General features: G+C 60.9%; 12 protein-coding genes. 7 read left to right on the forward strand and 5 right to left on the reverse strand.

From position 1 onward, the window contains the following. Nucleotides 1-11 precede the first annotated feature (11 nt). The 5 genes from M1L53_RS14110 to M1L53_RS14130 all read left to right on the forward strand — a co-directional run bounded on the left by M1L53_RS14110 (nucleotide 12) and on the right by M1L53_RS14130 (nucleotide 3,767). On the forward strand, nucleotides 12-722 hold the full coding sequence (locus M1L53_RS14110; RefSeq protein ID WP_050656944.1) for a response regulator transcription factor: 711 nt from the start codon (nucleotides 12-14) through the stop codon (nucleotides 720-722). A 167-nt stretch (nucleotides 723-889) separates the two neighbouring features. Further along, nucleotides 890-1,132 (forward strand): LuxR C-terminal-related transcriptional regulator, encoded by a 243-nt coding sequence (locus M1L53_RS14115; RefSeq protein WP_054187017.1) that lies wholly within the window; start codon nucleotides 890-892, stop codon nucleotides 1,130-1,132. Between the two features lie 131 nt (nucleotides 1,133-1,263). Beyond that, nucleotides 1,264-2,319, forward strand: a complete 1,056-nt coding sequence (locus tag M1L53_RS14120) for a sensor histidine kinase (RefSeq protein WP_054187016.1) — start codon at nucleotides 1,264-1,266, stop codon at nucleotides 2,317-2,319. Beyond that, a complete protein-coding gene (locus M1L53_RS14125; RefSeq protein WP_232318992.1) occupies nucleotides 2,316-3,461 on the forward strand; it encodes a hypothetical protein in 1,146 nt (381 codons plus the stop codon). The genes M1L53_RS14120 and M1L53_RS14125 overlap by 4 nt, the downstream gene beginning before the upstream one ends. Next, nucleotides 3,462-3,767: a hypothetical protein gene (locus tag M1L53_RS14130; protein ID WP_054187015.1), complete on the forward strand. Its 306-nt coding sequence runs from the start codon at nucleotides 3,462-3,464 to the stop codon at nucleotides 3,765-3,767. A 6-nt stretch (nucleotides 3,768-3,773) separates the two neighbouring features. On the opposite strand, the gene M1L53_RS14135 is transcribed toward M1L53_RS14130, so the two are convergent. From M1L53_RS14135 to M1L53_RS14145, 3 genes are read right to left on the reverse strand one after another with little or no spacing between them, the layout of a single operon-like run. After that, entirely contained in the window at nucleotides 3,774-4,670 is an 897-nt protein-coding gene (locus M1L53_RS14135) for a hydroxymethylglutaryl-CoA lyase (protein ID WP_371748385.1), read from the reverse strand. Between the two features lie 16 nt (nucleotides 4,671-4,686). Beyond that, nucleotides 4,687-5,901: a CaiB/BaiF CoA-transferase family protein gene (locus M1L53_RS14140; RefSeq protein ID WP_007732303.1), complete on the reverse strand. Its 1,215-nt coding sequence runs from the start codon at nucleotides 5,899-5,901 to the stop codon at nucleotides 4,687-4,689. Nucleotides 5,902-5,937: 36 nt separating this feature from the next. Then, entirely contained in the window at nucleotides 5,938-7,704 is a 1,767-nt protein-coding gene (locus M1L53_RS14145) for a multicopper oxidase family protein (RefSeq protein WP_054187013.1), read from the reverse strand. A 273-nt stretch (nucleotides 7,705-7,977) separates the two neighbouring features. Between M1L53_RS14145 and M1L53_RS14150 the strand changes: the two genes are divergently transcribed. After that, on the forward strand, nucleotides 7,978-9,279 hold the full coding sequence (locus M1L53_RS14150) for an HNH endonuclease signature motif containing protein (RefSeq protein ID WP_142006321.1): 1,302 nt from the start codon (nucleotides 7,978-7,980) through the stop codon (nucleotides 9,277-9,279). An 88-nt stretch (nucleotides 9,280-9,367) separates the two neighbouring features. On the opposite strand, the gene M1L53_RS14155 is transcribed toward M1L53_RS14150, so the two are convergent. Both M1L53_RS14155 and M1L53_RS14160 read right to left on the reverse strand, forming a co-directional pair. Next, nucleotides 9,368-10,300 carry an oxygenase MpaB family protein gene (locus tag M1L53_RS14155; protein WP_080961232.1) on the reverse strand — a complete coding sequence of 311 codons (933 nt, stop codon included), beginning with the start codon at nucleotides 10,298-10,300 and terminating at the stop codon, nucleotides 9,368-9,370. A 1-nt stretch (nucleotide 10,301) separates the two neighbouring features. Next, on the reverse strand, nucleotides 10,302-12,083 hold the full coding sequence (locus M1L53_RS14160) for an acyl-CoA dehydrogenase (protein WP_054188598.1): 1,782 nt from the start codon (nucleotides 12,081-12,083) through the stop codon (nucleotides 10,302-10,304). A 149-nt stretch (nucleotides 12,084-12,232) separates the two neighbouring features. On the opposite strand from M1L53_RS14160, the gene M1L53_RS14165 reads away from it, so the two are divergent. After that, nucleotides 12,233-12,883: a TetR/AcrR family transcriptional regulator gene (locus M1L53_RS14165; RefSeq protein ID WP_007731498.1), complete on the forward strand. Its 651-nt coding sequence runs from the start codon at nucleotides 12,233-12,235 to the stop codon at nucleotides 12,881-12,883. Nucleotides 12,884-12,912 lie beyond the last annotated feature (29 nt).

The following is a 12,912-nucleotide window of genomic DNA, read 5'->3' on the forward strand; positions in this document are numbered from 1 at the left end:
AAACAATCGCTATGCCAGAGCAAACAGCATTTCCACACCGCCGTGTCGGGTTGGTGGAAGACCACGAGTCGGTAGCAATCGGCGTGTCCGTGATGCTCGAGGACGAGCCGGACCTCGAATTGGTGTGCATCGCGACCACTGTGTCCGAGATGCTCGCTCAGAACGTCGCCTTGGATCTGGCAATCCTCGACCTCCGACTGGCCGACGGGTCATCGCCCAAGAGCAATGTCGAGCAACTGCGGTCCGCCGGGCTCGAGACATTGATCTTCACCGGGGCGGAAAACCCGTACCTCGTTCGCTCGGCCGCCCGTGCCGGCGTACTGGGTGTTGTACGCAAGTCCGAACCGACTGCCGTCGTGGTTGATGCGATACGCGCCGCCGCGTCGGGAAGGCAGGTGGTGACGACAGAGTGGGCTGCCGCAATCGACGGGGATCCAGGTCTCGACGAAGTGGGTCTGAGCCCTCGACAACTCGAGGTCCTCGAACTTTACGCATCCGGAGAGAAGGCGGATCGAGTTGCGCGACTCACCGGTTTGGCGCCGCAGACGGTTAACGACTACCTCCAGCGCATCAGGCAGAAATATGCGGCTGTCGGACGACCCGCACCGACAAAAACGGATTTGTACAAACGCGCGGTCGAAGACGGGGTGTTACCAATTCCTGAACGGCCTACTTCCGGAAAAAAGCTGACTTTGACTAACAATGAGGTTCGGCAACAATAACTCTCACAGCGCTGCCCCTGAAAATATGGGCAGAGGAATTGATGTCTGGGAAAAATTTCCCTCTTCGAATTACATTCATCTGACAAGAAGACGGCACTGTCGGGGGTCTGTCATTCCGCTACAGAGAAGTAAGGACGAAACTCATGACAGTCACTGTGGAAAACTGCATGGCACAGGATCCCGTAGGACCGCACCTTTCGGAGCGCGAAATCGAGGTTCTCAGGGAATGGCTACTGAGTGATTCGAAGTCACGCGTCGCTCAAAACCTCTACATCAGCGTGGGAACGGTGGGGACCCACCTGTCGCGGATTCGCGAGAAGTATGCCGACGTTGGAAGGAACGCACCGACGAAATGCGAATTACTCGTGCGAGCGATACAAGATCAGATAGTGATGATCGACGAACTCTGATCGACAGAGTTGCTTTCGACAAAACAGCCAGTGCTTCTGACGAAATTCTGAGGCTCTTCGGCCGTTTCATCGGCGCCGGCTATGTCTGCTATCTGATATTGCTTGCCCCTGCGATTGCAGAAGCCACCACGATGTCTGCGTCGTGGTGGACTCCACTGGCGGTGGTCGCGACTTTCGGTAGTGGGCTGGCGCTGGGAGCATCGACGTTCCACGCCGACACCCGATGGGTGAAACGAACTGCGAGCGCAAATGCGGTTCTCTACGTCGTGGTCATCCTCCTGTGGTGGCCGGCGTGGAATGGTGACCACGTCACAGATTTCACCTTGTGGATTTCCAATTTCCCCGGCGTCGCCAGCCTTGCTGCCGCTGCAGCTTGGCGACCGGCCGCTGCCGTCGTGCACCTTTTCGTAGTGGCAACACTCGCACAGTTGACCAATCACATAATCCGGACGAGTCCCACGACGCACCTGTTGGTTCCCGACCTCGCCTTCGCCTGGACATTCTGCGCGGTTTTCGTAGCAGCGGCCGTCATGGCCTTGCGAACCGGACGAGTACTGGATGCGACCATCGCCACCACTCATGCCGCTGCCGCCGGCGCCGCCGCGGCCGAGGCCAAATCCGTCGAACGCGAGAGATTCGACGCACTCATCCACGACACCGTGATGTCGACTCTGCTCGCTGCTTCGAGAAACGATGCCGATCCCTCGGTCGTCGCTCAGGCGCGAAGGACGGTGGCAAGACTCGACGAACTGCGCTCCGGAACCGACCACGAGACGAGTTTCGACTTCGACGGAATCCTCGCTCAGTTGCGTTCAGCCGCTTCGGAAGTGGACGAAAACATCACGTTCGAGACCGCCCTCTCCGACGGGTCTGATCCGAGCGGATACGCACCCGACTCGATTCGTGCGATGGCCGAGGCACTGCGCAACAGCGTCAAACACGCCGGAAGCAGTGCACGGCGTTCGGTCACGGTCACGGCAACCGCCACCCACCTCGAAGTAGTCGTCACCGACGACGGCGTCGGCTTCGATCCGAGCTCCGTCGAGACGCATCGCCTCGGAATCACTGTCAGCATCCGCGGCAGAATGCGTCAACTCGACGGCGGATCGGCAACCATTCGATCGTCACCCGGCCGCGGCACTTCGGTGACTCTGACGTTGAGCTTGCCCGTAGCGGTGATGACATGACCAGGCCGGACGGACGAGATGTCCGCGATCTTCTCGGCATGCACAGCCGTGCTGCTCGATTCATGGCTGCATGCTTCGCGCTCACCTGCGTGATCTCGGTCGCCTACACATCCTCCGACGTCCGCGCAGTCTGGCCGATGATCTTGGCAATTATCGTGTGCTCGACTGCGGCTTTCACACTCGTACTGAGCAGAGGCGACCCGATGCCGCTGGGGCAGAGCGTTCTGGTGTCTCTGACCGGCGCCGTCACGAGCGGCCTGGTGTTGTCAGTGGTTCCCGTCCCCGTCAACGACATGACTCAACTCTGGATGTTCGGGATGTCGACGGCAGTCTTCACCTTCATGTGCGTTCGTGGGCGTACAGCACTCGCGTGGCTCGGGCTTGGACTCATGGTGTTGGTGACCGCCATCTGGTCCTCCACCACCGGCCAGGGGGCCATGTACGGAGTGTCGTTGACGGTCATCAACGCGGGCCCTGTTCTGATGTCGACCTTCTTCGCATACACCATCCGTCCTCAAGCCAGGGTTATCTACGAACTTCGTGAGCAGTCCACCCAACGAATTGCCTCCGCATCCGCCAGTGCTGCGATTCTCGAGGAACGCGACGCGCAACTCGACAGGCTCGATGTCCTTGCACGCCCGCTCCTCGAACGGGTCGCTTCCGGGGTTCCACTGACAACCACCGAGCGGCAAGAATGCGAACTCCTCGAGGCGCAACTCCGAGATTCACTGAGGGCGACAGGCTTACAACAAACAGATGTCATCGATGCTGTGCGTGCCGCTCGAAACCGCGGCGTCGAAGTGGTCCTGCCCGACGACCACGGAATGGATGGCGCGAACCCCGACGTGCGCGACCGAATCCACTCGAGCATCGTCCGGGAACTCACCGCGATCACGCGAGGAAAAGTGACCATACGGATCCTTCCACCTCGGCGTACCGCTATGGCCACGATGCTGGTCGACACTGAAGACGTTCGACGAATCGAGTTCGATCACAACGGAATGCAGCTGCTACGGCAGGGGGACCGGGGAGAGCTCGGCACCTCGTCCATGTCCGCCGATTCGACTACAGACAGCGCCCGTCGAACCCGAATAGCTTTCGAGGAGAGTGAGATTCACCGGGTCGATCACCAGGAGAAATGAATGATCTTCGAACTGCGTCCAGCGCATGTCGCGCGTGCCCTCGCCGCATTGTGTGCCCTTCCGATTCTGTGGACCTTCGCAGTAGAGGGAATCACCACGACAACGGAATACGACTACAGCACAGGCGAAGTGTCCTCGTCGAGCGACCTGGGCTCTCAGATCGGAAGCGTCGCGATCTGGATCGTCCTCGCGATCGCATTTGCCGCCGGTGCCTGGTATCTGGAGAAGCAGCGCATCGGTTGGCCGGCCGCGGCGCACGAGCAGCTGGTCAAACTGCAGCTGGCATCACCCAACCGAGAAGGGTAAAGGTCCCTACCGCTTCCGATCGCCGGCGCGGAGAAGATTACTGGGAACCGTATGGCCCACTATCTCCTCTGCAACGGCAGCGGCACGAATGCTCGCATCCAGGTCGATACCCGTCGCAATGCCCATGTCTTCGAGCATGTAGACCAGTTCCTCCGTCGCGATGTTGCCACTGGCACCGGGAGCGAACGGACAACCACCGAGACCTCCGGTGGACGCGTCGAGGTTTCGAACACCGTGCTGCACAGCCGCAAACGCGCACGCAAGACCAGCGCCACGCGTGTTGTGGAAGTGCGCACCCAAGCCGAAGTCACCTACTCTTTCGCCCACAGCGTCGATCAATCGTCCGACACGTCCCGGCGTGGCAGTGCCGATGGTATCTGCGATCGAGAACTGATCAGCACCGAACTCCTTGGCCTGCTCCGCAATCCGCAGAACACGATCCGGGTCGGTTGGACCGTCGAACGGACAGTCCCAGGCTGTGGCCACGATGACCTCCACCCGTCCTCCGGCGTCGTGGACGATCCGGACGACCTCTCCGATACGTTCGGTCGCTTGCTCCGTCGTCGACCGAGTGTTGGCCTCGCTGTGGCCATTCGATGCCGACACAACATATTCGACGGTTTTCACTCCTGAGGCGACGGCCCGTTTCGCTCCACCGATTCCGGCGACCAATGCCGAGAACTCGATGCCGGGCCACTGGTGCAGTTCTGCTGCCAACAATTCCGCGTCGGCCAACGCCGGCACAGCGCGCGGTGAGACGAACGACGTCGCCTCGATACGCGAAACACCCGTCGCAGCCAGAGCATCGACAAGACGAAGTTTCTCCGCCAGCGACACCGGGTCTTCGATCTGCAACCCGTCCCGTGGTCCGACTTCACGAATACTGACTGCTGGAATACCCACGCCAGGTACCGACATGTCAGATCACGCCCTTCATCTTCAGTTCTGCCTGCTCGTCGTCCGAGAGTCCGAGGAGCCCGCCCCACACCGAGGAGTTGTCGTGACCCGGCGCCGACGCTCCCGCGTTGCGCACGGATCCGGGTGTCTCACTGAAGGTAGGCACGACGCCCAAGCCGAGGACGTTTTCACCGATCCGCTCGTCGTAGTGGTCGACGAGCATCCCCCGCTCGATCAGCTGCGGATCCTTGACGACATCTTCAACCGTATTGATCGGCCCGGCAACAACTCCCACTTCGGTGAGGCGTTCCACCAGGCTGGTGGGATCTTGGAGCGCGACCCAGGCGCTGATCAGTTCGTCGAGCTCGTCCTGATGTTTGCCACGGGCAACATGATTGGAGAAGCGGTCGTCATGCGCTAGTTCCGGTCGCCCCATGATGGTGCACAGACGCACGAAGAGCGTATCCTGATTGGCTGCGATCACCACCCAGTTTCCTTCAGAGGTCTGATAGATGTTGGACGGCGCAATACCCTCCAATCTCGTTCCCGAGGGCTGCCGGATGATCCCGCCCCGATCGTAATCCGGGATCGTGGATTCCTGCACCGCCAGACAGGATTCCGTGAGGGCAACGTCGACCACCTGACCACGGCCGGTCCGCTCTCGTGAGAGCAACGCCGCCAGCACTCCCTGAACGGCGAACATCCCGCCGAGAGAATCTCCGAGCGAAAGGGCAATACGCGGAGGCGCCTGCCCTGGATAACCGTTCAGATGCCGAAATCCGCTGACCGCTTCGGCAACCGAGGCGTAGCCGGCGCTCTTGGCTTGCGGTCCGCTCTGCCCGTAACCGGATACCCTGGCCAACACCAACTTCGGATTGCGCGCACTGAGAACGTCGAATCCCAGGCCCCACTTCTCGAGGGTGCCCGGCCGGAAGTTCTCGACCACCACATCGGCATGTTCGATCAGATTCAGAAACAGGTCTCGTCCCGCGTCGACGCGAAGGTCCAACGTCACACACCGCTTGTTGCGGGCGTGAACCGTCCAGAAGAATCGATGACCGTCCTGCTCGGCCTGACCCCAGGTACGAAGCGGGTCCGGGCGGTCCGGCGATTCGATCTTGATCACGTCGGCGCCCATGTCGCCGAGCAGTTTCCCGGCGAAGGGCCCGGCGATCAAGGTTCCGAGTTCAATCACCCGATATCCGTCCAGGGGCCCGGTGGGCGCACCTTCCGACACAGCTGCCTCCTCTGGGAACTTTTCTCCCCTTGAAGGCTACGTCACCACCCGATATCGCAACATCATGTCGTGGTCTTCGTGATCGAGCATGTGGCAGTGCCAGACGTACCCCTGCAGGTCCCCCATACCGGCTTCTCCGTGTGCCGAGTGGTCTGCCATGGAACCTCTCGCGAAAGTTGCATCCGGATCGAAGCCCAACTCGTCGGCCGTCGGAAAGCGCACGATCACGCGGGTGATCGAGTTGGCATCCACGATGACAGTGTCCTTCTCCCCCGTTTCCCACACTTCGGGAGGCCGCAGCGAAGAGGTCACAAATTCCTCGGCCGACGGCGTCCACCGGACCCCCAAGTCAGGCACCGGATACCGCTGCATCAGTGCTGCAGTGTCGAGGCTTTGGCGTCCCACAACGCGGAACGCCACCAAGTGCAGATGAATCGGATGTGGTTCCGTGGTGATGTTGATCAGATTCCATTGCTCGACGGCTCCCTGACGTGGCAGTTCGATATCCGAATCGGTGAACCTCAAATTGTTGAGCGACATAGTGATCGACGGGTAATCCGAGGGACGCGACAGCTGCATGATCGTGAGATTTCGCACCATATCCGGGGACGCCGGTTCGGCAGCAACGGAATTCAGCTGCTGCGGGATCGAGCCGGTGAATCCCTTTGCGCTGCCCACATCGAACCGACAGAAGACCGGCATCACCTGTGTGCCGCGTTGCGCCACCGCAAGGGGTACCGGTTCGTCGTTGCGCAATTCCACCGTCGTGCCCGGCTCGAGCATGCTGAAGTCGACCAGCAGATCAGCGCGTTCACCCGGACTCAGCCGGACGTGATCCGTCGGCGCAGGAGCGGCCAAAAAACCGCCTTCGGAACCGATCACCCAGAACCGCATACGATTTGCGAAGTGCAGATTCCACACCGAATAGGTTGCGGCATTGAGCAGTCGCAATCGGTACAGTCCGCGAGCCACCTCCACTTTCGGCCACACGACGCCGTTCACTACACCCACGTCACCGGGAGTCGCCGGATCCCAGGAACCCTGCGGAGTGAGCCACGTGGAACGGACACTCTGTTGACCGTCGGAGGTGAAGACCTTGTCCTGCAGAATCATCGGAAGCTCGAATTCGCCGGACGGCAAGCCGAGAGAATTCCCGGTGGTGCCTGTATCTGCGTCGTCACGGAGAAAATACATCCCGACCAGCCCGGCGTAGACGTTGAGGCGCGTCATTCCCATGGCGTGATCGTGATACCAAAGATTGCCGGCGGCACGACCATTCGTGTACTCGTGAACCAAACCTTCGCCCGGACGCTGAATCAGCTCCGGATGCCCGTCGAACTGCGGTGCAGTAACTCCTCCGTGCAGGTGAAGCGAGGTGGGGACCTGTGTGCGGTCGAGGTCGCTGACGCCGTGCAGACCCGGATCGACATCCGCGGCAAGCGGATACGCAGAAATGTCATTGGCATATCGGACTGTGACGAGCTGATCGACGTGAGCTTCGATGGTGGGGCCCAGATAATCCATTCCGCCGTAACCCAGCGACGGCGACGACGGTAGGTCCGGATGGAATCGGTGCATCGACGATGCCGCACGAAGCTCCAGGTTGCCACCCGAAATGCCCGGCAGGACAGGAAGGGTCTCCCGAAACGGTTCCAGACGGGGCGACGGAAGTTGGAACGGGCGCAGTGGATCGACATCAGGTGGTCGAGCCGTCGCTGATCCAGCGGACAACGCGCTCAGACCGGCCAGCAGGCCAAGCCCTTGAACAAACGATCGGCGACGGATCTTGTGTGACTCGTCCACTCACGGCCCCCTCACGCTGACGGCATCCGGAGCGGGTTACCCGCGTGCTCGCACGGTCAAACACCAACGACATTCTCCAACCAAAGCTCGAGAATCGGCGACCCTTACCCCACCGCACCGGTCGCCGTACTCGACGACCTCCTCCGTCCCGGCGAAACACGTTTGCGGACAACGGATGCACTCTTGCAGCTTTGCGAGAAGCCGAAGATTCGAATATGCCCTTGACTCGAACGCATGTTCGAGTATCCTTTGGGGAGGGGATCGGGGGATTCAATGAGTGTCTTGTTGTCGGATGTGGTGTCTGGTTCTGCGGTGGGGTTACGCGGACGCCTGTGGCGGTTGTCTGCTGCCGAGTTGCGCGCTGCTGCTGTCGAGGCGAGTGCGGAGATTCTTCGTCTCGAAGCTGTGCGTGTGGCGGTGGTGGACGAGTTGTCGTTGCGCCCGGATGATCAGGTGATTGCGAGCCGCGGTGTGGGGTCCTGGTTGGCGGCTAACACGATGCTGCAGGTTCGGGACGGGAAGAAGATCGCCGCGTTGGGTGCTGCTTTGCGGCCGTTTCCGGCGGTGGCTGCTCGGTTCGATGGCGGGGATTGCTCGTTCGAGCATGCCGTGTTGATCGTGGCGTTCTGTGAATCACCACCGAAGGGCATGCCGGAGGAGGCGCTCCCTCGTTGTATCGACCTACTGCTTGCGGCTGCGTCGGGTGTGGAGGCGACGACGACGAAGGTGCGGAACGTGATCGCGACGTTGGAGAGGTTGTTCGAGTCGGATGAGATTCCGCCCGCCGAGGATGTCGATCTCAACGAGTTGCGGATCGCGTCGACGCTCAATGGTCGGGTGGTGGTGCGTGGTGATTTCGACGCCCTGACCGGTGAAATGTTGTTGTCGGCGTTGTCGAATCTGACGATGCCCACCCCGGCACCCGATGGAACCCCGGATTCTCGGTCGGCGGCGAAACGGACCGCGGACGGGTTCACGGAACTGATCCGGCGTTATCTGGACTGCGCGAAAACCGGTACCGATGGTGGTCAGCGTCCGCACGTGAACGTGCACATCAATGCTCGTGATCTCGCTGAGCATCGGGACTGCGCCGCCACACCAACTGATGGTGGTGGAGTGGCCGTGTCGGATCTTGATGTCGGGCACATGCCCTGGCTCGGGCCACTGTCGGTGTCGCAGACCAGGCTTCTCGGGTGTGATTGTTTCCTCTCGACCGTTCTGCTCGACGATCACGGCGCGCCGCTCGATGCGAAACCAGGGAAGAGGTTGGTCACCGCCGAACAACGCGTCGCCCTCATCGCCCGAGACAAAGGCTGCGCCTTCCCGGGCTGCACATGCGTGCCCGCCTGGACTGATGCGCACCATATCCGGCACTGGGCGAACGGTGGCCCGACGGTGATGAACAACCTGGTCCTGCTGTGCCGTTCACATCACCGGCTGATGCACCGAAAATCAGGGTTCGTCGGGAAATGGGAAATCCGAATAGGAGTCGACAACAAACCCTGGTTCATTCCCCCGCCCTCGATCGACCCCGGGCAGCAACCGCGCCCGGCGAACACCACATTCAAAACCTGAGAACGAACCTCAGGCACAACAGAACACGGCCGAGCACCGCATCGAAGAGATCCCCCCGATGCGGTGCCAACAGGCCGTGGCGAACCCGTCAGACGGCCTGCGCAACCTTGGCGGCTCGCGGGAATCGCTCCCGAATCTCCGCTGGCGTGACAACTCTCGGGTCCAGGGGTTGCTCGTCACGCAGGTGGCGCTCCAACACCTTGCCCGTCATCGGCGCAATGACTTTCAGAGCAGTGGTCATGTTCTTCGGTGAACTACCCAACCGGACTGCCGTTCGCACCGCGGGCGCAATTGCTCTGTCCAACAACGCTGGCTGATCGAACCCACCCATCGTTCGCATCCAGCCGGGCAAAGTCGCGATAGTGGCCGGCGCGACCAATCGGCTGAATGTCGCGAACTTCGTCTTCCCCTGCGCTCTCGGTGTTCTCAACAAGTAGTGCATCGCCCGGTTGGCACGCTCGGAGGTACACAATCTGGGCCTGACTTCAGCGAAGTACTCACGTACCTCGTCTCGGGAGCGTGGAACGTCGGAGGTCTTGCATGTCTGTAGTTCGGCAGCGATCACGCATTCTTCCCAGTACCGCTGCTCTTCGACAGCTGAAAGCGGGCCCGGCCCATACATCTCGTAGCACTTGAGCACCGAATGCCAACCCGTCACGTGGATCCAGAGTTGTGACGCCGGATTGTTTGCGCTGTAACGAGTTCCGGTGATCGGTTCAATGCCCGTGGCCTGAGCATGAACTGTCATGAGGTGGTCGGACAAGGCCAATGCCGTCCGCCCGTCGGCAGTGGCGACGGTCAGGAAGTACGCCAAGGTTCGGTCGAGTCGCCCGGCCGGATCGCTGTAAATCCCGCTCATGTCTGCCACTGCGGCAGCCAAGAAGGGGTCGAAGTGCTCGAGCACCACCGACCGCTGGAACCCGATCAGCGCTGTCGGCGCGGCCCAGATCTTCCAACTGGGTGATCCTGGGCCGAAGAAGCCGTAATCCTCACGCGGTCGATTCATCGTCAGTTCAGACATTTCATTCCTCCCCGTTCGTTGAGCCGGCACCGTTCATTTCGTAGGCACCAGACAAGGCGACTACTTGCTGCCAGACGTACTCGAATCGCTCCGCCGCGAACGTGGGGCGCCGAATAGATGCGAGTGCCAACCGTTGCTGATCTTCACTGGCGCTGGGTTTTCCGTACAACTCCACCGCTGCAGCACTGAAGTCGCGGACCAGGACATCGAAGATCTGATCCAGCACCCCATCGCTCCGCTGTCCCTCGTCCAATCCCAAGATCTCGGCTTGTTCGAGGATCAGCTGGCCGTAGACGACGAGGGTGAAGAGTTCGGTGATCGCAAGGCCGAAGTCCAAGTCGACCTGCTGCGCCGCATCCGGTGCAGCTTCGGCTAGAAGGGTCACGAGCGCTTCTGCCTGCTCCACGAACAGTGCAACGTTGGGAACATCCGCAAACTTCGCGTATACCGCTCGCCAGTCGTCGAATCGAACCTTGGACAACCCCCGTGCCGGGCCCTGACGGAACAGGAACTCGTCGTCGGCTGCGTCGTTACGCGTCGGAATCGCCGGAAATGACTCGGGGGCAAAGAGGTACGCCGGCATGAACTTGGCGATCAGGGCGAGATTGACGGCGACGGTCCCCTCGAGCTTGGGCAGCCCGTCGACATCCATCTTGGCCACCGCGAGGTAGCTGTCCTTCTCGAAGCCCTTTGCCGCAGCGATGTCGGAGAGCAGTCCGATCACCTTCTGTGCCTCGGTTGTCACCTTCATCTTGGTGACAGGATTGAACAAGAGGTAGCGGCGGTCCTCGGGCGATGCGGTGCGGAAATAGTCCACCGCACGATCCGAGAAGAGCCTCATCGCCAGCAGGCGCGCGTACGCGTCGACGAATTCACGTCGTACGTGTGGGAACGCCGTGACGGGATTGCCGAACAGGATTCGATTGTGCGCGTGGGTAATCGTCTCGTACAAGGCATGAGTCGACATACCGATTCCGCCGAAACACAGGTTGAATTTTCCGATGTTCACGGTGTTGAGTGCGGCACTGAATGCTGCCTCGCCGGTATGCAGGATATCCTCTGCCGCAACGGGATAGTCGACGAGTGAGAACTCCGCTACGTACATCTGGGCCGGAACGATGTTCTTCACCACGGTGAATGCCGGATGGTCCGAGTCGGCGTAGAAGAAGACGTACTGATCAGTGCCCTCCACTCCGTCGACACGGCCGAAGACAGAGACCGTGTTGGCGCAGTTGCCATTTCCGATGTAGTACTTCGAACCGCTGGCCAGGTACCCGCCGCTGCCGTTGGGCGTCAAGACCATGTCCGTGGAGTAGACGTCCGCGCCATGCTCTTTCTCGGACAGTCCGAATGCCGCAACGCCTCCGGAAGCCAAAGCGGAAGCTGCTCGCGCCCTTGCCGTCTCGTTGTCGCTCTGCCACACCGGCCCGAGACCGAGGATGGTCACCTGCCACGGGTACCAGTAGTTGAGTCCGTAGAAGCCGAGGATCTCGGACAGCGCGGCGATACGACTGGTATCCCAGCGCTTGTCAGAGTCGCCACCACTGTCGCGGGCGGGCGTCAGAAATGTGGCGAACAGACCTTCCTTCGCCGCGAAATCGAGGAAATCGGAGTAGAAGATCTTGTCGTGATAGTCGGCCAGGAGTCGGTTCTTTCCACGCGCCTCGAACCAGTCGACGGTCGCGCCCAGCAGTCTCCGCGTGGTCGCGTCGAACTCCGGCCGATCGTACGTGGAGGGATGGAGCAGCAGATCATTCGGCACTAAAGAGGTCGACGCTGTCATAGCGGTTGTTCTCCTCGAGATCTCGGCAGAGGCGCCTCACTGAGCACCATTCGAATACAACGCCACCGTAACAATTGCAGACGATGAATACAACGGTTGCGTATTATTCACGAAGAAGTGGCAGGCAGATTAGGGTGAGAGCGGAGGTGATGCACACGATGACCAGGTCACAAGCTGACGCAACGGATACACCGCGGCGCAAGTACGCCCCTCGCATGGCGCCCGAGCAACGTCGCGAGCAGCTCCTCGACGCAGCATTCGAGGTCACCGGCCGCGTTGGCCTGCACAACCTCAGCATGGAATCCGTCGCTGCCGAAGCCGGTGTCGGCAAGCCCGTCCTCTACACGATTTTCGATACCAGGACCGATCTCGTCGCTGCACTGCTGCGCCGCGAGCACGAGCGAGCCATCGCTCAGGTGCTCGAAACCATGCCGACAGATCTGAGCGAACTCGGCCCAGCGGCGTCGTACACCGGGACCGTTGGCGCCTTCGTCGACGCCGTACTGGAGAACCCGACGCGCTGGCGCCTGATTCTGACGTCTGTCGAGAACGCCCCCAGCGAGTATCACGGCTTGTTGAAGCTCTCTCGCGGAGCTGTCTTCGCCCGCGCCGAAGAACTGGCCCGCGCCGGGATTGCCCTCGAGTCGAAGCTCGAAGGCCTTGATCCGGTTCTCCTCGCACACACCATGATGTCGTTCGCCGAAATGCTCGGACGACTGGCCGTCAGTGATCCCGAAACCTATACCCGAGAACGACTTTCCAGTTTTGCCGTGGCTCTCGCACAATCGGTCGGGCGTTAGCGGCCGACTGAAACCTGTCGGTCGGATCT

The sequence above is a fragment of the Rhodococcus sp. T9N genome (assembly GCF_024436645.1).
In the GTDB taxonomy this organism is placed as follows: domain Bacteria; phylum Actinomycetota; class Actinomycetes; order Mycobacteriales; family Mycobacteriaceae; genus Rhodococcus_F; species Rhodococcus_F qingshengii.